17 protein-coding genes are annotated in these 23,502 nt (G+C 68.9%); 11 read left to right on the top strand and 6 right to left on the bottom strand.

The window, feature by feature from the left end:
• Positions 1 to 54 precede the first annotated feature (54 nt).
• On the bottom strand, positions 55 to 1,554 hold the full coding sequence (locus ABT300_RS12805) for a glycosyltransferase family 87 protein (RefSeq protein WP_351674427.1): 1,500 nt from the start codon (positions 1,552 to 1,554) through the stop codon (positions 55 to 57).
• A gap of 142 nt (positions 1,555 to 1,696) precedes the next feature.
• Entirely contained in the window at positions 1,697 to 4,402 is a 2,706-nt protein-coding gene (locus tag ABT300_RS12800; protein WP_351674426.1) for a transglycosylase domain-containing protein, read from the bottom strand.
• A 362-nt stretch (positions 4,403 to 4,764) separates the two neighbouring features.
• Here ABT300_RS12800 and ABT300_RS12795 point away from each other — a divergent pair, with 362 nt between their 5' ends.
• From ABT300_RS12795 to ABT300_RS12780, 4 genes are all read left to right on the top strand, one after another.
• Positions 4,765 to 5,448 (top strand): PadR family transcriptional regulator, encoded by a 684-nt coding sequence (locus tag ABT300_RS12795; RefSeq protein ID WP_351674425.1) that lies wholly within the window; start codon positions 4,765 to 4,767, stop codon positions 5,446 to 5,448.
• Between the two features lie 44 nt (positions 5,449 to 5,492).
• A complete protein-coding gene (locus tag ABT300_RS12790; protein ID WP_351674424.1) occupies positions 5,493 to 6,575 on the top strand; it encodes an inositol-3-phosphate synthase in 1,083 nt (360 codons plus the stop codon).
• A gap of 93 nt (positions 6,576 to 6,668) precedes the next feature.
• A complete protein-coding gene (locus ABT300_RS12785; protein WP_351674423.1) occupies positions 6,669 to 7,943 on the top strand; it encodes an MFS transporter in 1,275 nt (424 codons plus the stop codon).
• A gap of 109 nt (positions 7,944 to 8,052) precedes the next feature.
• Positions 8,053 to 8,553: an LppU/SCO3897 family protein gene (locus tag ABT300_RS12780; protein WP_351674422.1), complete on the top strand. Its 501-nt coding sequence runs from the start codon at positions 8,053 to 8,055 to the stop codon at positions 8,551 to 8,553.
• Positions 8,554 to 8,663: 110 nt separating this feature from the next.
• On the opposite strand, the gene ABT300_RS12775 is transcribed toward ABT300_RS12780, so the two are convergent.
• The gene (locus tag ABT300_RS12775; RefSeq protein WP_351674421.1) at positions 8,664 to 10,130 is read right to left on the bottom strand and encodes a CCA tRNA nucleotidyltransferase; all 1,467 of its coding nucleotides are present in this window, start codon (positions 10,128 to 10,130) and stop codon (positions 8,664 to 8,666) included.
• Positions 10,131 to 10,398: 268 nt separating this feature from the next.
• Here ABT300_RS12775 and ABT300_RS12770 point away from each other — a divergent pair, with 268 nt between their 5' ends.
• The 7 genes from ABT300_RS12770 (at position 10,399) to trxA (ending at position 20,242) form a co-directional block, all read left to right on the top strand.
• Positions 10,399 to 12,798 (top strand): DUF6049 family protein, encoded by a 2,400-nt coding sequence (locus ABT300_RS12770; protein ID WP_351674420.1) that lies wholly within the window; start codon positions 10,399 to 10,401, stop codon positions 12,796 to 12,798.
• 44 nt (positions 12,799 to 12,842) lie between these two features.
• Entirely contained in the window at positions 12,843 to 15,119 is a 2,277-nt protein-coding gene (gene murJ, locus ABT300_RS12765) for a murein biosynthesis integral membrane protein MurJ (protein WP_351674419.1), read from the top strand.
• A gap of 138 nt (positions 15,120 to 15,257) precedes the next feature.
• Complete coding sequence (locus ABT300_RS12760; protein WP_351674418.1) at positions 15,258 to 16,973, top strand: protein kinase family protein; 1,716 nt, start codon at positions 15,258 to 15,260, stop codon at positions 16,971 to 16,973.
• Between the two features lie 26 nt (positions 16,974 to 16,999).
• Positions 17,000 to 17,746: an RNA polymerase sigma factor SigM gene (gene sigM, locus ABT300_RS12755; protein ID WP_351674417.1), complete on the top strand. Its 747-nt coding sequence runs from the start codon at positions 17,000 to 17,002 to the stop codon at positions 17,744 to 17,746.
• A complete protein-coding gene (locus ABT300_RS12750; protein ID WP_351674416.1) occupies positions 17,743 to 18,690 on the top strand; it encodes an RsmA family anti-sigma factor in 948 nt (315 codons plus the stop codon). The genes sigM and ABT300_RS12750 overlap by 4 nt, the downstream gene beginning before the upstream one ends.
• Before the next feature lie 193 nt (positions 18,691 to 18,883).
• The gene (gene trxB, locus ABT300_RS12745; protein ID WP_351674415.1) at positions 18,884 to 19,852 is read left to right on the top strand and encodes a thioredoxin-disulfide reductase; all 969 of its coding nucleotides are present in this window, start codon (positions 18,884 to 18,886) and stop codon (positions 19,850 to 19,852) included.
• A gap of 57 nt (positions 19,853 to 19,909) precedes the next feature.
• Positions 19,910 to 20,242 (top strand): thioredoxin, encoded by a 333-nt coding sequence (gene trxA / locus ABT300_RS12740; protein ID WP_057576621.1) that lies wholly within the window; start codon positions 19,910 to 19,912, stop codon positions 20,240 to 20,242.
• A 128-nt stretch (positions 20,243 to 20,370) separates the two neighbouring features.
• On the opposite strand, the gene ABT300_RS12735 is transcribed toward trxA, so the two are convergent.
• The 3 genes from ABT300_RS12735 to ABT300_RS12725 form a co-directional block, all read right to left on the bottom strand.
• Positions 20,371 to 20,988 carry a GNAT family N-acetyltransferase gene (locus ABT300_RS12735; protein WP_319276869.1) on the bottom strand — a complete coding sequence of 206 codons (618 nt, stop codon included), beginning with the start codon at positions 20,986 to 20,988 and terminating at the stop codon, positions 20,371 to 20,373.
• Positions 20,989 to 21,322: 334 nt separating this feature from the next.
• Positions 21,323 to 22,420: a ParB/RepB/Spo0J family partition protein gene (locus ABT300_RS12730; protein WP_351674414.1), complete on the bottom strand. Its 1,098-nt coding sequence runs from the start codon at positions 22,418 to 22,420 to the stop codon at positions 21,323 to 21,325.
• Complete coding sequence (locus ABT300_RS12725) at positions 22,417 to 23,490, bottom strand: AAA family ATPase (protein WP_319277060.1); 1,074 nt, start codon at positions 23,488 to 23,490, stop codon at positions 22,417 to 22,419. Before ABT300_RS12725 ends, ABT300_RS12730 begins: the two co-directional genes overlap by 4 nt.
• Positions 23,491 to 23,502 lie beyond the last annotated feature (12 nt).

Raw genomic sequence — 23,502 nt, 5'->3', positions numbered from 1 at the left:
GTGGGCGGAGGTTGCGCCCACGGCCTCTGCCACGTCCGCACAGGCGGTGTTCGCTCACGGCGAACTGTCGATGACCTCCTGCTTGCCCCAGTCCACCTGGGGGCCGTCGAAGTGCGAAGCGTGCCGGGGAGGATGGGCGGCCGCGCCGAGGACGAAGACGTCCTCCGCTCCGTCGAGCACCCCGCCCGAGGGATCGTCGTCGCCGCCCAGACGCACCACGTCCCGTTCCGGCATCAGGATGTCGCGCACGACCACGCCGCACAGATAGAGCGTTCCCAGCAGGTGGACGCCGATGGCCCAGTGATAGCCGTCGGTCGGCAGGCCCTTGTGGGCGTCGCCGCTGGTCGTGTACGCGAGGTACATCCAGATGCCCAGGAAGTAGACGACCTCGCACGCCTGCCAGATCAGGAAGTCCCGCCACTTCGGCCGGGCCAGTACCGCCAGCGGCACCAGCCACAGGACGTACTGCGGCGAGTAGACCTTGTTGGTCAGGATGAAGGCCGCGACGATCAGGAAGGCCAGCTGAGCGAAGCGGGGCCGGCGCGGCGCCGTCAGCGTGAGCGCGGCGATGCCCACGGCGCACAGGACGACCAGGAGCGTGGCCAGCGTGTTCACGCTGTCGGTGGTGAGCGGGTCGCTGGAGTTCTGGGCCAGGATCAGCCAGAAGGAGCCGAAGTCGACGCCCCGCTCCTGGCTGAACCGGTAGAACTTGGACCACCCCTCGAAGGCGAAGAGCATGACCGGCAGGTTCACCACGAGCCAGGCCACGGCCGCGCCTCCCAGCGCCTTGCCGAAGTCCCGCCACTTCCCGGCACGCCAGCACAGCACGAACAGCGGGCCGAGCAGGAAGACCGGGTAGAGCTTCGCGGCAGTCGCGAGGCCCAGCAGCAGGCCGAACGCCAGCGCCCGGCCCCGGGACCACATCAGCATCGCCAGGGCCGTCAGAGCGACCGCCAGCAGGTCCCAGTTGATGGTCGCGGTCAGCGCGGCGGCGGGCGCCAGGGCGATCAGCAGGCCGTCCCACGGTCGCCGGGCGTGCGTCCGGGTCACACAGACGGCGATGACGGCGGCGCACGCCATCAGCATCCCGGCGTTGACCATCCAGTACCACTGCTCCTGGTGCTGGATGCTGCCGCTGCCCGGCGTCAGCCAGCTGGCCACCTCCATGAACACACCGGTCAGCACCGGGTACTCGAGGTAGTCCATGTCACCTGGGAGCTTGTCGAAGTACGGCACGAGTCCGTCGGCGAATCCGCGCCCCTGGTAGAGGTGCGGGATGTCCGAGTAGCAGGCGTGCGTGTACTGCGTGCTGGCGCCGAAGAACCAGCCTCCGTTGTAGCAGGGCGCCTTCTGGATCAGTCCTAGGGCGAACATCCCGATCGCCACGAGCGCGATGATCCGTACGGGGGTCCACCAGGACGTCCCCAGCAGGGCTCGTCGGCCGAGAGGGCCGCCGATCAGCTCACTGCCGGCAGCGGCCACCGGGTCTTCGCTGGTCGGCGTTACCGGATTCGGCTCATTCAGGCGGGCCGGCGTCGATTCTGCACTGGGCATGGGCGACATCCTGCCGTACAGAGCTAGGTAAACGCCGAGGGCCGCCCCACCTGGTGCGGTGGAGCGGCCCTCGTTTCACGTGAAACATGCGCATGTTTCACGTGAAACACCCAAGCCGGACTACGAGCCGGCTGAAATACGGCTAACCAGCCGGCCCTCCGAAGAACCCGTTGCTGGTACTGCCTCTGGGATCGCCCTCGTTGTCCGACGTACTCGGCGATGGGCTGGTGCCGCCGTTACCGCCATTACCACCGTTGCCGTTTCCGCCGTTGCCGTTTCCTCCGTTCGCCCCGCCGTTGCTCTGGCCGTCGCAGCCGAAGAAGTTGTTGCAGGTCTCCGACGCGGAGGGCGCGGGCTCGATCGAGGGCTGGCTGGGGGACGGCGACGGCGACGGCTTCTCTTCCTCGGATTCGGAAGCCGACGGCGACGGCGACGGCGACGGCTCCGCGTTGACGACCTCGCCGATGGGCTCGGGTTCCGGGAAGTCCTTGGCCGGGGTGCCCTTCAGGGCTTCAGCCATGTAGTCGTGCCAGATCTGCGCCGGGAACGAGGCGCCGTGGATCTTCTTCTGGCCGCCCGTTCCGAACATCTCCAGGAACGTCCGGTTCTTGTTCGTCTCGTCGTCGTCGTAGCGGAACATGCTGACCGCGGTCGACAGCTGCGGGGTGTAGCCCACGAACCAGGCCGACTTGTTGCCGTCGGTGGTACCGGTCTTGCCCGCGACCTGACGGCCGGGAAGCTGGGCGTTGGTACCGGTGCCCTTCTCGACCACGGTCTTGAGGATGTCGGTGACGTTGTCGGCGACCTTGTCCGTGAACGCATCCTCGGTCTCGTCCTCGTGCGTGAAGATCTGACCCTTCTCGCTCGTGACCTTCTCCACGGAGTACGGGTCGCGCTGCTTGCCGCTGGCGGCGAAGGTGGCGTACGCGCCCGCCATCCGGATCGCGCTCGGGTCGGAGATGCCGATGGAGAACGACGGGAAGCCGCTGTTGGTCAGGCTGGACGGCTTCAGGCCCGCCTTGATGGCGGAGTCCTTCACCTTTTCCAGGCCCACGTCCATGCCCAGCTGCACGAAGGCGGAGTTCACCGACTCACGCATCGCCTCCCGCAGGTCGATCTTGAAATTGGGCGGCGTGCCGAGCGAGACGTTGCCGTCGTTCGTCTGCAGCCACTCCTCGCCCTTCTCGTTCTTCCAGACCGTGCCGTCGTAGTTCTTGATCTTGAGCTTGTTCTTGCCGCTGAACAGGCTCTTCGGCGAGACGATGGTGCGCTCGTCCTGGGCCTGCGACGATCCCAGGTCCGGGTTGCGCACGCCCCAGGTCATCGCCGCCGCCAGCACGAAGGGCTTGAACGTCGAACCGACCTGCGCGCCGGTCTGGTCGGCGTTGTCGGTGAAGTGCTTGGTGGCGTCCTCACCGCCGTAGATGGCCCTGATCGCGCCGGTGGACGGTTCCACGGACGCCCCGCCGAACTGCACGTGGGTGTCCGTCTCCGGCCGTTGCTTCGGCTTGATGTTGGCCTGCTGGACCTTCTTGACCGCCTCCTCGAGCTTCGTGACCTTTCTCCTGTCGAAGGTCGTGTAGATCGAGTAGCCGCCCTGCTGCAGCGAGTCCTGGGTGATCCCGGTCTTCTTGCTGTTCGTGACCAGGTAGCCGTTGGCGAGGTCGACGAGATAGCCGACCTGGCCCTTGAGGTCGGTGTTCGAGCGCGGGTTCTGCCACTCGGGGAGGGTCGGGTACTTGGCGCGCACGGAGGCGTCCAGGTGGCCGTACTCGACCATCTTGTCGAGCGTGTCCTGCATCTGGCGCAGAGCCCGCTTGCTGTTGGCGGCGGGCGTGGCGCCGACCGGGTCGACGGAGGGCGCGCCGGCCGGGTCGTAGTACGTGGCGCCCTTCAGCATGGCGGCCAGGAAGGCGCACTCACCCGGGTTGAGCTTGATCGCGTCCTTGTCGAAGTAGGCGCGCGCGGCGGCCTGGATGCCGTAGGCGTTGCGGCCGTAGTACGCGGAGTTCAGGTAGCCGGCCATGATCTGGTTCTTGTCGACCTCGGCGCCCACCTTGATGGACACGAAGATCTCCTTGAACTTCCGGGAGAGCGTCTGCGACTGGTCGTTGAGCATCGCGTTCTTGACGTACTGCTGGGTGATCGTCGATCCGCCCTGCGTCTGTCCGCCCCGGGCCATGTTGAACACGGCGCGGGCGATGCCCTTGGGGTCGATGCCGCTGTCGTCGTAGAAGGTCTTGTTCTCCTGCGAGATCACCGCCCAGCGCATCTCCTCCGGGATCTGCGAGAGGTCGATGTTCTGCCGGTTCGTCTCACCACCGGTGGCAACCATCTGGGTGCCGTCTTTCCAGTAGTAGACGTTGTTCTGGGCCGTCGCCGTCTTGGCGATGTCCGGAATGCCGACCATCGCGTACCCGATGCCCGCCACGGCCACCAGGCTGCCGACGAAACCGACGAACAGGCCGGTGACGAGCTTCCAGGACGGCACCCAGCGCTGCCAGCCGTCCTTCCCGGCGCGCGGGTAGTCGACCAGACGCTTCCGGTCAGGCGTGGCACGCCCTCTGCCGCGGCCCGGGCCGGTGGACCCGCCACGCCGACCTCCCGCGGGTTCGGGTGCTCTACGCCGTCCGCCCGCGTTCCTCGGGGACCCGCGTCGGGCGTCGGCACGGCTGCCGAACGGCTGCTCCTCGCCTCCGACCCCTTGCCCCAAGCCGTAGTCGGAGGGAGATCCGGTGGCGCCTCGCGGTGCCGCGCGGCGGCCGGAGGACGCACCGGACTGGCCGCGTCGGGCCGCGGCACGTCCGCCTCCCTGCGGCTGCGGCGGTTTGCGACGGTGCTCGCTCATCGAACGATTACTCCTCGGGCAGGCGCATCCGTGCGCGCCTGGAAAAGGCGGCTGGTTTCCTGTCCCCCCAAAGTACGGACGCGGTCGGTCGCGCATTCACCCGTACTGCACCGAGGACCTCGACGCCCCCCGGCGTCTCATGGGTCCCGGTGGTGTGCATGGCGCACAGACTACGCACCGCCAAAACCTGCCTAGCCCCAAACTTCACCCCAAATCAGACAACCTGCCTCCAACTAATCAGTGATGTGATCCCGTTCACCGTTTCCCCTCTTGTCGCATCCGGAAGGCCGTTCTATCGTCGTGATGTATCGAGTCGATACATCAGCGCGAGATAAGCAGAGACGGACCGAGGGGAGGCGACGATGAGCCGGCGTTCCGGGATCCTCGAGTTCGCCGTCCTCGGGCTGCTCCGCGAGTCCCCGATGCACGGCTATGAGCTGCGCAAACGACTCAACACATCACTGGGCGTGTTCCGTGCCTTCAGCTACGGCACGCTCTACCCCTGCCTCAAGACGCTGGTCGCCAACGGCTGGTTGATCGAAGAGCCGGGGAACACCCCCGAGGACGCCCTCGCCGCGCCTCTCACAGGGCGGCGCGCCAAGATCGTCTACCGGTTGACGGCCGAGGGTAAGGATCACTTCGAGGAGCTGCTCTCACAGACCGGCCCCGACGCGTACGAGGACGAGACCTTCGCCGCTCGTTTCGCCTTCTTCGGGCAGACGTCACGTGATGTGCGCATGCGCGTGCTGGAGGGCCGCCGCAGCCGGCTGGAGGAGCGCCTCGAGAAGATGCGCGCCTCCCTGGTGCGCACACGGGAGCGCCTCGACGACTACACGCTTGAGCTCCAGCGCCACGGAATGGAGTCCGTGGAGCGCGAAGTGCGCTGGCTGAACGAGCTCATCGAGAGCGAGCGGGCCGGACGGGACCTGAAGGGTTCCGACTCCGGGGGGCCCGCTCAGCAGAACACCACATCTGGATCGACGGGCGTCCTGCCCCGTCCCGGGGACACCCCCGGGACGGATTCGCCCGACGACACCGCCACGTGAGCGTCCACTCAGGGCCTCACTCGTACACACAGGGAGCAACCGGAATGGGTTCGGTTCGCGTAGCCATCGTCGGCGTGGGCAACTGCGCGGCATCGCTGGTGCAGGGCGTCGAGTACTACAAGGACGCCGACCCGGCGACCAAGGTGCCGGGCCTGATGCACGTGCAGTTCGGGGAGTACCACGTCGGTGACGTCGAGTTCGTCGCCGCCTTCGACGTCGACGCGAAGAAGGTCGGCCTCGACCTCTCGGACGCCATCGGCGCCAGCGAGAACAACACCATCAAGATCTGCGACGTCCCGAACAAGGGCGTCACGGTCCAGCGCGGCCACACCCTGGACGGTCTCGGCAAGTACTACCGCGAGACCATCGAGGAGTCCGCCGAGGCCCCGGTCGACGTCGTCCAGATCCTCAAGGACCGACAGGTCGACGTCCTCGTCTGCTACCTGCCCGTCGGCTCCGAGGACGCGGCGAAGTTCTACGCCCAGTGCGCCATCGACGCCAAGGTCGCGTTCGTCAACGCTCTCCCGGTCTTCATCGCCGGCACCAAGGAGTGGGCGGACAAGTTCACCGAGGCGGGCGTCCCGATCGTCGGCGACGACATCAAGTCCCAGGTCGGCGCCACCATCACGCACCGTGTGATGGCCAAGCTGTTCGAGGACCGCGGTGTCCGTCTCGAGCGCACCATGCAGCTCAACGTCGGCGGCAACATGGACTTCAAGAACATGCTGGAGCGCGACCGCCTCGAGTCCAAGAAGATCTCGAAGACGCAGGCCGTCACCTCGCAGATCCCCGACCGCGAGCTGGGCGAGAAGAACGTTCACATCGGCCCCTCGGACTACGTGGCCTGGCTGGACGACCGCAAGTGGGCGTACGTCCGCCTCGAGGGCCGCGCCTTCGGCGACGTCCCGCTGAACCTCGAGTACAAGCTCGAGGTGTGGGACTCCCCGAACTCCGCGGGTGTCATCATCGACGCCCTGCGCGCCGCGAAGATCGCGAAGGACCGCGGCATCGGCGGTCCGATCCTGTCGGCGTCGAGCTACTTCATGAAGTCCCCGCCGGTCCAGTACTTCGACGACGAGGCCTACGCCAACGTCGAGAAGTTCATCCGCGGCGAGGTCGAGCGCTAGCCCGACCCCGAACGGAATTCGCTCCTGCCAGGGCTGAGAAGGGTCCCCGGGTCAGCCGACCCGGGGACCCTCCCCGTATGTGAGGCTGTGCCCATGGCCGTCGTCCATGATCTGCGCGTCCTGCTGCGCTTCGGGAACTTCCGTCGCCTGCTCGCCGTGCGGCTGCTCTCGCAGTGCGCGGACGGCGTCTACCAGGTCGCGCTCGCCACCTACGTCGTGTTCTCCCCGGAGAAGCAGGCGTCGGCCACCGCGATCGCCTCCGCCATGGCGGTCCTGCTGCTGCCCTATTCGCTGGTCGGTCCCTTCGCCGGCGTCCTGCTGGACCGCTGGCGCCGTCGGCAGGTCTTCCTCCACGGCAACCTGTTGCGCGCCCTGCTGGCGTCCGCGACAGCCGCGCTGATGGTCGGCCGGGCGCCCGACTGGCTCTTCTACGCCTCCGCGCTGTGCGTCACCGCGGTCAACCGCTTCGTCCTCGCCGGTCTGTCCGCTGCCCTTCCGCGCGTGGTCGACGGCGAGCGTCTGGTGATGGCCAACTCCCTTTCACCGACGGCCGGGACGCTGGCCGCGGTCGCGGGCGGCGGTCTCGCCTTCGCCGTCCGGCTCGTCGCCGACTCCGATACGGCGGTGGTACTGCTGGCGTGCACCCTGTATCTGTGCGCCGCGCTCATGTCCCTGTCCATGGCCGCGAACCTCCTCGGGCCCGACCGTGCAGCGGTCCGGCCCGGGCTGGCGGCCTCGCTCAAGGGCACCGTGCGGGGCCTCTCGGCCGGCGTGCGGCATCTGTCCGAGCCGCGTCGCAAGGAGGCTGCCTGGGCGCTCGTCTCGATCTCCCTGATGCGGTTCTGCTACGGCGCGCTGACCGTCATGGTGCTGATGCTGTGCCGGTACGCCTGGTCGTCCGACCCTGACGACGGACTGGCCCTGCTGGGAGTCGCGGTGGGCGTCTCCGGAGCCGGCTTCTTCGTCGCGGCGGTGGTGACGCCCGCGGCGGTGGGGCGACTTGGCCCGATCCGCTGGATCGTCGTCTGCTCCGCGGCGGCCATGGTGCTGGAACCCCTGCTGATGCTCCCCTTCGCCCGCACCGCCGCGTTCGTCGCCGCGTTCGCCCTGGGGCTGGCCACCCAGGGCGCGAAGATCGCCACCGACACCGTCGTCCAGTCCCGTGTGGAGGACGGCTTCCGCGGCCGGATCTTCTCGCTCTACGACGTGCTGTTCAACGTCGCGTTCGTCGGCGCCGCCGCAATCTCCGCCCTGATGCTGCCGCCTGACGGCCGCTCTGCCGCGCTCGTGGTCACGATCGCCGTTATCTACGGAGCAAATGCTGTCACTATGGCCCGCTTTGCACGTCGCCGAGTGTCACATCAATGACACAGACTCCCCCTCAGGTACGGCGTTGTCAGTGGGGCCCGGTAACTTACGTGCGTCTTACTTCGCGAATGATTTCGCGCCACACCTAAGTTTCTAGGGGGACCCCAAAGTGTCGACTCCGCCGCCCCAGGGCCAGAACCCGTTTGCGCAGCAGGGCCAGCAGCCCTACGGCCAGCCCCAGGGCCAGGCGCCCTACCCGCCGCAGGGCGGCTACCCCCAGCCGGGCGCGGCTCCCTACGGCGCCGTTCCGCCGGAGCCGCCGCGCCGCAAGGTCAGCTTCAAGCTGATCAAGAACGTGGTCATCGTGATCGCGGTCATCGGAGCGGCCATCGGCGCCTACATATCGAGCCAGGACGACGCCAAGACGGCTGCGGTCGGCGACTGCATGCACCGCGGCAACAGCAACGACAACGACCCCGACCTTGAGGTCGTCAAGTGCGACTCCTCGCAGGCGCAGTACATCGTGCTCGCGAAGGTCAAGGGCACGTTCACGGAGCTCACCGCCGACAGCAAGTGCAAGGCCGAGGCCAAGGACTTCCAGTACTCGTACACCGAGACCGGCGACGGCAGTAACTTCCTGCTCTGCCTGAAGGACTACGCGAAGAAGTAAGGCAGCGCACGAAGGGGCGGTGTTTCACGTGAAACACCGCCCCTTGTCACGTCCGGCGATCAGACCGCCCCGGGGCATGTTTCACGTGAAACATGCCCCTCGTCGCGATCTCAGCCCTGCTCGGCCCACCACTGCTTGAGGGCGGTCACCGCGGCGTCGTACTCCATCGGCCCGTGCTCCAGGCGCAGCTCCAGCAGATGCTTGTACGCGTTGCCGATGGCGGGGCCCGGCCCGACGCCCAGGATCTCCATGATCTGGTTGCCGTCGAGGTCGGGGCGAATCGCGTCCAGCTGCTCCTTCTCCTTCAGCTGGGCGATGCGCTCCTCCAGCCCGTCGTACGCCCGCGAGAGCGACGCCGCCTTGCGCTTGTTCCGCGTGGTGCAGTCCGAGCGGGTCAGCTTGTGGAGGCGTTCGAGGAGCGGCCCGGCGTCCCGGACGTAGCGACGCACCGCGGAGTCCGTCCACTCGCCCATGCCGTACCCGTGGAAGCGCAGGTGGAGCTCGACCAGTCGTGAGACGTCCTTCACCAACTCGTTGGAGTACTTCAGGGCCGTCATGCGCTTCTTCGTCATCTTCGCTCCGACCACCTCGTGGTGGTGGAACGAGACGCGGCCGTCCTTCTCGAAGCGGCGGGTGCGCGGCTTGCCGATGTCATGCAGCAGCGCGGCGAGCCTCAGCACGAGGTCGGGGCCGTCCTCCTCGAGGTCGATCGCCTGCTCCAGGACGATCAAGGTGTGCTCGTAGACGTCCTTGTGCCGGTGATGCTCGTCGGTCTCCAGCCGCAGGGCGGGCAGCTCGGGCAGCACATGAGCGGCGATGCCGGTGTCGGCCAGCAGAGTCAGCCCCTTGCGCGGGTGCGCGGAGAGGATCAGCTTGTTCAGCTCGTCCCGAACCCGCTCGGCCGAGACGATCTCGATACGGTCGGCCATCTCCGTCATGGCCGTGACGACCTCTGCGGCGACCTCGAAGTCGAGCTGGGCGGCGAAACGGGCAGCGCGCATCATGCGCAGCGGGTCGTCCGAGAAGGACTCCTCCGGCGTGCCCGGAGTGCGCAGAACCCGGGCCGCGAGGTCGCCGAGACCGCCGTGCGGGTCGATGAACTCCTTCTCGGGCAGCGCCACGGCCATGGCGTTGACGGTGAAGTCGCGCCGGACGAGGTCCTGCTCGATGGAGTCGCCGTAGGACACCTCGGGCTTGCGCGAGGTGCGGTCGTACGCCTCGGAGCGGTAGGTGGTGACCTCGATCTGGAAGCACCGGTCCACGCCTTCGACCCGGGCCTCCTTCTGCAGGCCCACGGTGCCGAAGGCGATCCCGACCTCCCACACGGAGTCCGCCCAGGGGCGCACGATCTTCAGGACGTCCTCGGGCCGGGCGTCCGTCGTGAAGTCCAGATCGTTGCCGAGCCGGCCGAGCAAAGCGTCCCGGACCGAGCCGCCGACCAGGGCGAGGGAGAATCCGGCCTCCTGGAAACGGCGGGCGAGGTCGTCGGCGACAGGAGCGACCCGCAGGAGTTCGCTCACCGCGCGGAGCTGCACCTGACTCAGGGCGCTGAGGTTGTCTTCGTTGGCGTTCGGCACAACAGAAGAGGGTACGTGGCCCCGCGAGCCGAGGCCCCCCTGTTTCGGCGCCGCCGGACGTACCCTCGAGTAAGGGTGCAACCTCTCTTTATGCGGCCCATAAGCCCCTGGGAGAACGTCCGGCTGCATAACGGTATACAGCGGACGGGGCCACCGTTCCTTCACGATCTTGTGGCGCAGTCCGCGGCACTTCCCCTCAGCGCGCATCGTTACCATGCGTGGACGCACATTCCGACGACCACTGACGACGACGAGGACGGGCGAACGCGTGGCCGAGGCGGCAGACTTCCCGGGGATGCACCCCTCACCTGCCCGCCGGTGGCTGCGGCGCACCGGCGCACTGCTCGCCGGAGCGCCCTTGCTGGCCGGTCTCCTTCAGCTGCCCGCACAGGCCGCCGGCCACTCCGCCGCCAAGGACTCCTCCGACGCGGGAACCGTGGCCGTCGCCGTGGACTCGCTCACCCCCGCCGTTCCCGGTGAAGGGGACACGGTGACCGTCTCCGGCACGGTCACCAACAACGGCAAGCAGGCCGTCACCGACGCCCACGTGGGCCTGAGCGTGGGCTCACCGCTCACCACCCGCTCGGCGATCGACAGCGCCGCCGACCACGCGGACGCCCTCCCCGCAGAGGGCGCCGAGGTGGGCGGCAAGTACGTCGCCGCGTTCGCCAAGCTCACGCCGGGCGTCGCGGAGCACTTCAGCATCGCCGTCCCGGTCGACAAGCTCGACCTCGACAAGGACGGCGTCTACCCGCTGAGCGTCACCCTCTCCGGCGAGACGTCGGCCAGGCAGTGGGAGCAGGTGCTGGGTGTGCAGCGGACCTTCCTGCCGTGGCAGCCCGACACGGCGGACACCCGCACCCGGACGACCGTGCTGTGGCCGCTGACCTCCAGCGTCCACATGACGGCGGAGACCGGCTCGAACGCCCAGCAGACTCCTGTCTTCCTCAACGACGACCTGGCCCGGGAGATCTCGCCCGGCGGCCGCCTCGACCAGCTGCTGAGCCTCGGCAGGGAACTCGACGTCACCTGGGTGATCGACCCGGACCTGCTGGCGTCCGTCGACGCCATGACCGGCAGCTACCGGATCCGCGGTGAGGGCGACGCCACCACGGCCGGCACCCGTCAGGCGGTCGCCAAGCAGTGGCTCGCCGATCTGCAGAGCGCGGTCACCGGCAAGGAAGTCGTGGCACTGCCCTTCGCCGACCCCGATCTGGCCTCGCTCGCGCACAACGGCAACGGCGTCACCGGCTCGCTGAACCAGCTCAAGGCCGCCACCGACGTCGCCGCCACCACGGTGGAGACGGTGCTCCACGTGACCCCGAGCACCGACTACGCCTGGCCGGTGGAAGGCGCCGTCGACCCCTCGATCGTGAAGGTCGCCACCTCCGCCGGCGCCGACAAGGTGATCGCGCGCAGCGACAGCCTGACGGACGGCGACCTCTCGTACACGCCGTCCGCGGCCCGGCCGATCGGCGGCGGCATCACGGCCGTGGTGGCGGACGCACGGTTGTCGACGGCGTTCCAGGGCGATCTGACGAGGGCCTCCGCGGCCACGCTCGCCGTACAGCGGTTCCTCGCCCAGAGCCTCGAGCTGAACCTGCAGACGGACAAGCAGCGCAGCATCGTCGTCGCCCCGCAGCGGATGCAGACCGCCGCCCAGGCCAGGGCACTGGCCCAGGCCCTCACCACGCTCCAGACCGCGACCTGGTCACAGTCCCAGCCGCTCACGGCGGCCGCCAAGGCCAAGCCGGATCCGCGCGCCAGCACCACGGTGCCGTCGAAGAAGGCGTATCCCGCCGCGCTGCGCAAGCAGCAACTGCCCCGGTCGGCCTTCGAGCAGATGGCCGAGACCCAGGAAGAACTCGACAACTTCAAGGTCATCCTCGCTCGGGAAGCCCGGGTGGTGACCCCCTTCGGGCGGGCCATAAACCGCGAGATGTCCACGTCCTGGCGAGGCCGCAGCACCGAAGCGAGCGCCTTCCGGCAGAGCGTGCGGGAGTACCTCGACACCCTCACCGGCCAGGTCAAGCTGATCGACAAGTCGGACACGAAGCTCTCCGGGCGCAGCGCCACGATCCCGGTGACCGTGCAGAACAACCTGGTGCAGGGCGTCGACCACCTGATCCTGCGGCTCACCTCGACCAACCCGACCCGTCTGGAGATCGGCGGCGACGACTACGCCGAGCAGCGGGTCACCGTCTCCGGCGGGCACACCTCGACGGTGAAGTTCACCACGTCGGCCAACGTCAACGGCCAGACCCGGGTGATCGCGCAGCTGTACACCGAGGACGGCCAGAAGTACGGCAACGCGGTCGATTTCGAGGTGAAGGTCACCGAGATCACCGCCACGGTGATGCTGGTCATCGGCGGCGGCGTCCTGCTCCTCGTGCTGGCGGGCTTCCGCATGTACACCCACCGCAAGCGCGCCGCGGCACGGGCGGCCGCGGAGCCGGACGCCTCCCAGGAGGGCGACGAGGCCGGGTCCGACGCGGCGGACGAGCCCTCCGCCGGCCCGGAGAGCTCCGGGGGTTCCGCGGAGCACGCCGAGGAGGAGTCCGGCGTCCCGACCGGGGCGGAGGGCCCGCAGCAGCCGAGTGACGGGACACCGGACACCGCAGCGGAAAGCGCGGACCCGTCCGGCACGGGTGAGAGAGTGGACCGTTGAGGAAGTCGTGGCCGGTGGGCCCGGGACGATGAGGTGGGGTAACCATGAACGCGCCGTACGAGGGTGACCGCGGCCAGGCCGCGGGCCGCTCGGGCCCTCCCGAGGGCATGCCGCCCGAGAACGGGCAGGTGCCGCCGCAGCACCCCGCGGACATGTACCTCCAGGACGCCTACGACCAGGATCCCTACCGGTCCCAGGACCTCACCGCACAGGATCCGGTCGCCGAGGCGCTCTACGACCGTGCCGCGCACCCCCCGCCGCCCCCGGGCTCCCACCAGCCGCCGCAGCCGCTGTACGGCACGCCTGAGCAGTCCCCGTACGCCCCCGACCCGCGTATGTGGGCCCGGACCCCGGCGCCCGAGCCGGAGGGCCCCACCCAGTACCTGCCCTACGGCGACGACCCGCGCACCACCCAGTTCGTCGGCGTCGACGATCTGGTGACGCACTCGGGCGAGCAGCAGCACCAGCCCGACGCCTTCGCCCACCTCTTCCGGGACCAGCAGCAGGGCGGTCACCCGCAGCAGGCCGGCTCGGCCGTGCCGGGCCCGGCACAGGCTCCCGGCGGTCCGGCGGCGGCTGCCCGCCGCCCGGGACCGGTGTCCCCGCCGCCCGGGGTGGACCAGACGATGAACCTCACCGCCACGCCGGACGCGGCTCCCTTGCCCGACGCCCCGGCCGCCTCGAAGAAGGGCGGACGCGCCGCGGGGCTGCTGAAGTCCAGCGCCGTCATGGCGGCGGGCACGATGGTCTCTCGCCTGACCGGCTTCGTCCGGTCCGCGCTGATCGTCTCGGCGCTGGGCGTCGGCCTCCTCGGCGACACCTTCCAGGTGGCCTACCAGCTGCCCACGATGATCTACATCCTGACCGTCGGCGGCGGCCTCAACTCCGTCTTCGTGCCGCAGCTCGTGCGCGCCATGAAGGAGGACGAGGACGGCGGCGAGGCCTTCGCCAACCGCCTGCTCACGCTGGTCATGGTGGCGCTCGGACTGCTCACCGTCGCCGCGATCGCCGCCGCGCCCGTCCTGATCCGTCTGCTGTCCGACTCGGTGGCCGGCGAGCCGGCGGCCAACGAGGTGGGCGTCACCTTCGTCCGCTACTTCCTGCCCTCGATCTTCTTCATGGGCGTCCACGTGGTGATGGGTCAGATCCTCAACGCGCGCGGGAAGTTCGGGGCGATGATGTGGACGCCGGTCCTCAACAACATCGTCATCATCGTGACGCTGGGCATGTTCATCTGGGTCTACGGCACCTCCGCCGACTCGGGGATGAAGGTCACGACCATCCCGCCGGAGGCCGAGCGGCTCCTCGGCGTCGGCGTCCTGCTCGGCCTGGTCGTCCAGGCCCTCGCGATGATCCCGTACCTGCGCGAGACCGGGTTCCGGATGCGGCTGCGCTTCGACTGGAAGGGCCACGGCCTCGGCAAGGCGGCGACCCTCGCCAAGTGGACCGTGTTGTTCGTCCTGGCCAACCAGGCCGGCGCGCTCGTCGTCACCCAGCTGTCCACGTCGGCGGGCAAGGCCTCGCACATCGACGGCACCGGCTTCGCGGCCTACGCCAACGCCCAGCTCATCTGGGGCCTGCCGCAGGCCATCATCACGGTCTCCCTGATGGCCGCGCTGCTGCCCCGCATCTCCCGCTCGGCCGCCGAGGACGACGGGGGCGCCGTCCGCGACGACATCTCGCAGGGCCTGCGCACCACCGCGGTCGCGATCGTGCCGATCGCCTTCGGCTTCCTCGCGCTCGGCATCCCGATGTGCACACTGATCTTCGGCTCCTCGGGCACCGGCTCGGCCACCAACATGGGCTTCATGCTGATGGCCTTCGGTCTCGGCCTGATCCCGTACTCCGTGCAGTACGTCGTCCTGCGCGCCTTCTATGCCTACGAAGACACCCGCACGCCCTTCTACAACACGGTCATCGTGGCGGCGGTCAACGCGAGCGCCTCTTTGGTCTGCTACTTCGTCCTCCCCACCCGCTGGGCGGTGGTCGGCATGGCGGCCTCCTACGGTTTGGCATACGCGATCGGCGTCGGCGTCGCCTGGAACCGGCTGCGCAAGCGGCTGGGCGGCGACCTCGACGGCTCCCACGTCCTGCGCACGTACGCCCGTCTGTGCATCGCCTCCGTGCCGGCCGCCCTCATCAGCGGCGCGGCCTGCTACGGCATCGGCCACAGTCTCGGTCAGGGCGTCCTGGGCTCGTTCGCCGCGCTGCTGGCCGGCGGGGCGCTGCTGCTCGGCGTCTTCTTCGTCGCCGCCCGCCGCATGCGCATCGAGGAGCTCAACTCGCTCGTCGGTATGGTGCGCGGACGCCTGGGTCGCTGAGGCAAGGGGTAGGCGCACAACCATCGTCCGCCGCCGCGTGTCGTGCATAGCGTCGGACTGTGGGCACAATTGGGTTCGGCGTCGGACGGCGCGCACGGGGTCGGACGGCGCGCAATGGATGGGGAGGCAGGAACGACGGTGGCGGAACGGAGCACAGCTGCCGTCGACGTGGCAGACAACAGCGGTGACGAACCGCTGACCGCACAAGCGGACCAGTCCACGGCCGACGGGGTGGTCAAGAACCGGGAGCAGGACACGGACAGCGACGAGGCACAGGGGAGCGGCGGGACGGAACATCCCGGAAAGGCCTCACCGCCGGAACTGCACAGCGGTCACAAGCTCGCCAGACGCTACCGCCTCGAAGAGTGCGTCACCCGTCTGGACGGCTTCAGCAGTTGGCGTGCGGTCGACGAGAAACTCCGCCGGGCCGTGGGCGTCCACATCCTGCCCGCGGACCACTCACGGGCGCGTTCGGTGCTGGCCGCGGCCCGCTCCTCCGCCCTGCTGGGCGATCCCCGCTTCGTCCAGGTGCTGGACGCCGTCGAGGAGAACGACCTCGTCTACGTCGTCCACGAGTGGCTGCCCGACGCCACCGAACTGACCGCGTTGCTCGCGGCCGGTCCGCTGGAGCCGCACGACGCCTACCAGATGGTCAGTCAGATCGCCTCCGCGATGGCCGCGGCGCACCGCGAAGGCCTGTCGCACCTGCGGCTGAACCCCAACGCCGTGCTGCGCACCTCCTCGGGACAGTGGCGCATCCGCGGCCTCGCCGTGAACGCCGCCCTGCGCGGCGTCTCCACCGAGACCCCTCAGCGCACCGACACCGAGGCGATCGGCGCCCTGCTCTACGCGGCGCTCACCCAGCGCTGGCCCTACGAGAACGACGCCTACGGGCTGTCCGGCCTGCCCAAGGACGTCGGGCTGATCGCACCCGACCAGGTGCGTGCCGGCGTCCACCGCGGGCTGTCGGAGCTGTCCATGCGCGCGCTCGTGAACGACGGCGCGACCGCCTCCCGGCATGAGGCCGCCTGCACCACGCCGGAGGAGCTGGTGAAGGCTATCGGCGAGATGCCCCGCATCCGCCCGCCGGAGCCGGCCTTCACCGCACCGCCGGAGTACCAGCGCACGACGTACCAGCAGGGCACCTACGGCCGCCCCGCGCCGCACCCGGCTGCCACACAGCGGGTGCCGGTGCCGCCGCCTCCGCTGCAGAGCCGCACCGGCAGGGCCCTGAAGTGGGCGGTCTCCGCTCTCCTCATCGCCGCGCTCGGACTGGGCAGCTGGCAGCTCGCGGACGCCCTGATGGACCGGAGCAAGCCCGACGACACCAACCAGACACAGACGACGGACGAGGGCGACAAGAACAGCGCGGCGCCCAAGCCGGTCAGCGTGCTCAAGATCCACGACGCCGCCGAGTACTACCCGGACGGCACCCCGCAGCACGCCAACGACGCGAAGCTCACCTACGACGGCGACAGTTCGACGTACTGGCGGTCGCGATCCTTCGACGCCGGGCCCGTGCTCGCGCCGTACAAGAAGGGCGTGGGAATCGTCTACGACCTCGGCTCGGAGAAGGAGGTCTCCGCGGTCTCGATAGGGCTTCTCTACGGCGGCGACTACACCGCCGCCGGCATGTACGCGGCCGACTCGCTCTCGTCGTCGGCTCCTCTCACGTCGATGAAGAAGATCGCGGACGCCCGGACGTCGGGACGGGAACTGAAGATTTCCGCCAAGACGGCGGTGAAGACGCGGTACGTTCTCGTATGGATCACCGCCGCGCCCAAGAACCCCGGCGACGAGTGGACCGGCGCCGGCTACAAGCAGGCCATCACCGACGTGAAGTTCACGGGCTGACGTCTCACCGGAGGGGGAGGAGGCCCATGGCGAACGGCGCCGCACACGACGCAGTGAGCGATACGGACCTCCTCGCCCGCCACGTCGCAGGCGATCCCGACGCCTTCGGTGAGCTCGTGCGGCGTCATCGTGACCGCCTCTGGGCGGTGGCCCTGCGCACGCTGGGAGACCGCGAGGAGGCCGCTGACGCCGTCCAGGACGCCCTGGTGTCCGCCTACCGGGCCGCCCACACCTTCCGCGGCCAGTCCGCCGTCACGACCTGGCTGCACCGCATCACGGTCAACGCCTGTCTGGACCGCGCCCGCAAGGCCGCTTCCCGCAAGACCTCGCCGGTCGACGACGCCGAGCGGCTGGAGCAGTTGCTGGAGCCGCACGAGTCCGCGTCCGCCCCTGCGGAACGCAATGACGTGCACCGCCAGCTCATCGAAGCGCTCGGCACCCTCCCGCCCGATCAGCGGGCCGCACTGGTCCTCGTGGACATGCAGGGCTACCCCGTCGCCGAGGCCGCTCGCGTCCTCGACGTGCCGACCGGCACCGTCAAGAGCCGCTGCGCCCGCGGCAGAGCGAGACTCCTGCCCCTGCTCACGCATCTGCGGCCGGACGGCGGTGACACCGGCAGGGATCCCGAGGCCGACGGAAGAGACGGCGCTCCAGGACGGAACCGGGCGCAGGGGACATCCGTCCCACCGGCAGCGGAAACTCCCGTGGAGGATCCGGACAGCGCCGGGACAGGCGATTCAGCTGCTGTGAAGGGCGGAGGTGGGCGGGCGTGACAACGACGACGGACACGACCGGACACCCGGACGTCGCGGAGATCTCCGACCTCACCGAGGGCCTGCTCGATTCCGACCGAAGCACCGCGGTCCGCCGGCATCTGGACTCCTGCACCCTGTGCGCGGACGTCCATGCCTCGCTGGAGGAGATCCGAGGCCTCCTCGGCGCTCAGCCCGAACCGCCGCAGATGCCGGACGACGTCGCCCGCCGTATCGACGCCGCCCTCGCCGCCGAGGCTCTGCTGAGCGTCGCGGCTCCTGGTGAGGACGATGTTCACGAGGCATCCGCCTCCCTCACCCCCGACGCGGAAGCGACCGGTGTTTCACGTGAAACAGCGGCGGCGTCAGGTCGCCCCTCGGGGCATGCCCGCAGCGCCACCACGGGGCCGGGCCGCAAACCGCACAAGGGCCGGGAGAGCCGGGAGAGCGGCACCAACCGCAAGCGGCTCGGTCGTCGTCAGGTGGCCGTCCTCGGCGCGGTCTTCACTGCGGCGGCGCTGGGACTCGGGTCGGTCCTGGTGTCGTCCCTCACGGACGCCGGGAGCCCGGGCACCTTGGCACATCAGTCCGCCTCGCCGGACACCTTCTCCACGAGCAAGCTCGAGGGCCAGGTCGCCGCGCTCCTGTCCAAGGCCGGAGTCTCTCGGACCCCGCAGAGCATGGGCATCAACGGAGAGACCGGCGGCGAGACCGACAAGGGATCGCCGCGGGTCCTGCGACAGCCCACGGTTCCGTCGTGCGTTCAGCAGGGGATCGGACGCAGTGACGCGGCTCTCGCCACCGAAGAGGGCACATACCAAGGGACGGCAGCTCTGCTCGTCGTGCTCCCCGACACATCGGACAGCACGCGGGTCGACGCCTACATCGTGGACAAGTCCTGTGTGACCCATCCCTCGGCGAGTCCCGCCGACGTTCTCCTGACGACCTCTTACCCCCGTCGCTGACACGACGTTTCCCCGCGTCACCGACACCCGCGGTCCTGCATCGTCTCTCCGTCGACGTTCCCGGCGGTCTCGTCCCTTCGTGTGCCCGGACACAGCGGGAATGCGCGCCCCTTAGGATCCGTTGGGTGGGGTGAGAGTCCAAGTGGCTCCCACCGCTCGACCGATGCAGTCCCCAGAGACGAGGAATCCAGCCGTGAGCGACGTCCGTAACGTGATCATCATCGGCTCCGGTCCCGCCGGCTACACCGCCGCGCTGTACACCGCGCGCGCGTCGCTGAAGCCGCTGGTGTTCGAAGGTGCCGTCACCGCGGGCGGTGCTCTGATGAACACCACCGAGGTCGAGAACTTTCCCGGCTTCCAGGACGGCATCATGGGCCCCGAGCTCATGGACAACATGCGCGCCCAGGCCGAGCGCTTCGGCGCCGAGCTGATCCCCGACGACATCGTCTCCGTGGACCTCACCGGTGAGATCAAGACCGTCACGGACACCGCCGGCACGATCCACCGTGCCAAGGCCGTCATCGTGACCACCGGGTCCCAGCACCGCAAGCTCGGCCTGCCGAACGAGGACGCCCTGTCCGGCCGCGGTGTCTCCTGGTGCGCCACCTGTGACGGCTTCTTCTTCAAGGACCAGGACATCGCCGTGATCGGCGGCGGCGACACCGCAATGGAGGAGGCGACCTTCCTCTCGCGCTTCGCCAAGTCCGTGACGATCGTCCACCGCCGGGACACGCTGCGCGCCTCCAAGGCGATGCAGGAGCGTGCCTTCGCCGACCCGAAGATCAAGTTCGTCTGGGACAGCGAGGTCGCCGAGATCCACGGTGATCCGAAGCTTGCCGGGCTGAAGCTGCGCAACCTCAAGACCGGCGAGCTGTCGGACCTGGCGGTGACCGGACTGTTCATCGCCATCGGCCACGACCCGCGCACCGAGCTCTTCAAGGGTCAGCTCGACCTCGACGAAGAGGGCTACCTCAAGGTCACCGCCCCGTCCACCCGCACCAACCTGACCGGTGTCTTCGCCGCCGGCGACGTCGTGGACCACACCTACCGCCAGGCGATCACCGCAGCCGGCACCGGATGCTCCTCCGCTCTCGACGCTGAGCGCTACCTCGCCGCTCTCGCCGACGAGGAGCAGGCGGAGCCCGAGAAGACCACCGTCTGACCGACCACCGTCTGCCCCCCTCCCCGTCCCACCGCACAGAGAAGTAAGGAGCCCCCTGTGGCCGGCACCCTGAAGAATGTGACCGACGCCGACTTCGAAGAGGTCGTCCTCAAGAGCGACAAGCCCGTCCTGGTGGACTTCTGGGCCGAGTGGTGCGGTCCGTGCCGCCAGATCGCTCCTTCCCTCGAGGCGATCGCCGCGGAGCACGGCGAGAAGATCGAGATCGTCAAGCTCAACATCGACGAGAACCCGGCCACGGCTGCCAAGTACGGCGTCATGTCGATCCCGACGCTGAACGTGTACCAGGGCGGCGAGGTCGCCAAGACGATCGTCGGCGCCAAGCCGAAGGCCGCGCTCGTACGCGACCTGGAGACCTTCATCTCCGAGTGACGCACCGCTCGTGCGGCATCGCGGCAGCTACACGACGAACGTGTGTGGGCCGGCCCTTCGGGGTCGGCCCACACACGTTTCACGTGAAACATCAGCTCGCCGAAAACGCCCGGTCTCACGGAGCGCCTCTACAGAGGCCGTAGTGCGGGCTCCTTCTGGACCGCCCCCAGCAGACGGTCGAGCGCCATCTCCACGTCTTCCTTCCAGGACAGCGTCGTCCGCAGTTCCAGCCTCAGGCGGGGATGCGCGGGATGAGAGCGCATCGTCTTGAAGCCCACCGCCAGCAGATGATCGGCAGGGAGCACACAGGCCGGCCCTGACCAGTGGGCGTCGCCGAACGCCTCGATCGCCTTGAAGCCCCGTCGCAGCAGGTCCTTCGCGACCGTCTGGACCATCACCCGCCCGAGCCCCTGCCCCTGGTACCCCGGCATGATGAACGCCGTCATCAGCTGCACGGCATCCGGCGACACGGGGCTCGTGGGAAATGCCGTCGAGCGGGGCACATAGGCGGGCGGCGCGTAGAGAACAAAGCCCACCGGGACGTCGTCCACATAGACGACCCTGCCGCACGACCCCCAGTCCAACAGGACGGCGGAGATCCAGGACTCCTTCTCCAGGGCGGATGTCCCCGCCTTTACCGCGGCCTCACCCCTGACGGGGTCCAGTTCCCAGAAGACACACGAGCGACAGCGTCTGGGAAGGTCCTGAAGGTTGTCCAGCGTGAGCGGTACGAGCCGTCGCCCCATGAAGGCTGTTCCTCGCTTCCTTCGCCCGCAGCTTCGCGAGCGGCTGCCAGAGCGCCCCGTTCTCTGAGCAGACTGCCGACGAATCCGCCGACCGCCCCCAGTCCCAGTCCTGCGCTCACCAGTCCGGTCCGGCTCATCGTTCGCATGCCCTCGCCTCCCGCTCCGAGGTACTGCCAGGTGGATGCGCCACAACCCCTCCGCATCGTATCCACCATGCGAGACCATCGATACTGCCCGCAAGCAAAGAGCGAGCCGTGTTCCGGTAGACAACCGGACACGGCTCGCTCACGCTCACTGGCTCCTCAGCCCGACACTGCCCGGGCTGAGCCGCCGCTCAGTCTTCCGTCTCCTCCGCGCCGCCGCCGATGACGCCCTTCTGCAGCACGGGCCCCTCTCCGGGAGCAAGCGTGCCGAGGATGCGCTCAAGGTCCTCCATCGAGGCGAACTCGACGGTGATCTTCCCCTTCTTCTGTCCGAGATCGACCTTCACCCGCGTTTCGAAGCGGTCCGAGAGCCGCGTCGCGAGGTCGGTCAGCGCCGGCGACAGCCGGCCACCGGCCCGCGGCCCCTTGGCCCGCTGAGCCGTCTGCGGACGCGAGCCCATCAGGGTCACGATCTCCTCGACCGCTCGCACCGACAGCCCCTCGGCGACGATGCGGTGGGCCAGCCGGTCCTGCTCCTCCGAGTCATCCACGGAGAGCAGCGCCCGGGCGTGGCCCGCGGAAAGCACCCCGGCCGCGACCCGGCGCTGAACCGCCGGCGAGAGCTTCAGCAGACGCAGAGTGTTGGAGACCTGCGGGCGGGATCGCCCGATACGGTCCGCCAGCTGATCATGCGTGCAGTTGAAGTCCTTGAGCAGTTGATCGTAGGCGGCCGCCTCTTCCAGCGGGTTCAGCTGAGCCCGGTGAAGGTTCTCCAGGAGCGCGTCCAGGAGCAGCTTCTCGTCGTCCGTGGCCCGCACGATCGCAGGGATCGCCTCCAGGCCGGCCTCACGGCAGGCCCGCCAGCGCCGCTCGCCCATGATGAGCTCATAGCGCGCGGGGCCGAGCTGACGCACCACGACCGGCTGGAGGAGCCCGACCTCCTGGATGGAGGTGATGAGCTCATGCAGGGCATCCTCGTCGAAGACCTCACGGGGCTGGCGCGGGTTCGGCGTGATGTGGTCGAGGGGGATCTCGGCGAAGTGTGCGCCGATGGGCGGCGCAGGTGACTCAAGGACGCTGCTCGCGGACGAGTCCTCTGTTTCACGTGAAACAGCCGGCAGTGTGGCCACCTTCGCTGCGGCCACCCCCCGGTCGGTCGTCAGCACCGGCACCGCCGCAGGGGAGGTGGGCCCTCCGCCGATCGCAGCCTGCGCTGGCGTCTTCTCCGTCGGGGCAGCAGGGATCAACGCACCGAGACCACGGCCCAACCCCCTCCGTCGCTCACTCACTGGACGCCCTCCACCATGTTCGGGTTGTTCTGAGCGCCGATATGGGCGTGCGTGGCGTCATAGCTGACCCCGACGCCCTTCAGCGCGAGCTCTCGTGCTGCCTCAAGATAGGAGAGGGCGCCGCTCGATCCGGGATCGTACGTCAGCACCGTCTGCCCATAGCTCGGCGCTTCGGAGATGCGGACGGATCGGGGAATGCTCGTCCGCAGCACCTCCTCGCCGAAGTGGGTGCGCACCTCTTCGGCGACCTGCGACGCGAGGCGCGTCCGGCCGTCGTACATGGTGAGCAGGATGGTCGACACATGCAGGGTGGGGTTGAGGTGCCCCCGCACCAGGTCGACGTTGCGCAGCAGCTGTCCCAGCCCCTCCAGCGCGTAGTACTCGCACTGGATCGGGATCAGCACCTCCGCGCCGGCCACCAGCGCGTTGACCGTCAGCAGGCCGAGGGAGGGCGGGCAGTCGATGAGGATGTAGTCCAACGGCTGCTCGTACGCCTGGATCGCTCTCTGCAGTCGGCTCTCACGGGCCACCAGGGAGACCAGCTCGATCTCCGCGCCGGCCAGGTCGATCGTGGCCGGGGCGCAGAAGAGGCCTTCTACGTCGGGGACGGGCTGGACGACCTCGGACAGCGGGCGGCTGTCCACCAGCACGTCGTAGATGGACGGCACCTCGGCGTGGTGATCGATCCCCAGCGCCGTGGATGCGTTGCCTTGTGGGTCGAGGTCGACCACCAGGACACGGCCACCGTGCAGGGCCAGGGACGCGGCAAGGTTGACGGTCGTCGTCGTCTTGCCCACACCGCCCTTTTGGTTGGCGACGACGATCACACGGGTCTGCTCAGGGCGTGGCAGACCCTCGCCGGCGCGGCCCAGAGCCTCCACCGCGAGTTGGGCAGCACGACCGATCGGGGTGTCATCCATCGGAGGCGGTGTTTCACGTGAAACATCCTCCCCAAATGACTCGGTACGGGGACCGGGGACCGGATCGGTCATCGGTCCCGCGATGTTTGCGTCGGACCGCAAGGCTTCACTCTCCTCGACTTCAGGCTCGCAATGAACAGAGCCTCCCATGTCTTCGGGGTC

Origin of the sequence: Streptomyces sp. NPDC001027, assembly GCF_040299045.1 — a bacterium.
Lineage (GTDB): Bacteria > Actinomycetota > Actinomycetes > Streptomycetales > Streptomycetaceae > Streptomyces.
This window is presented reverse-complemented; position numbering and strand designations above follow the sequence as displayed.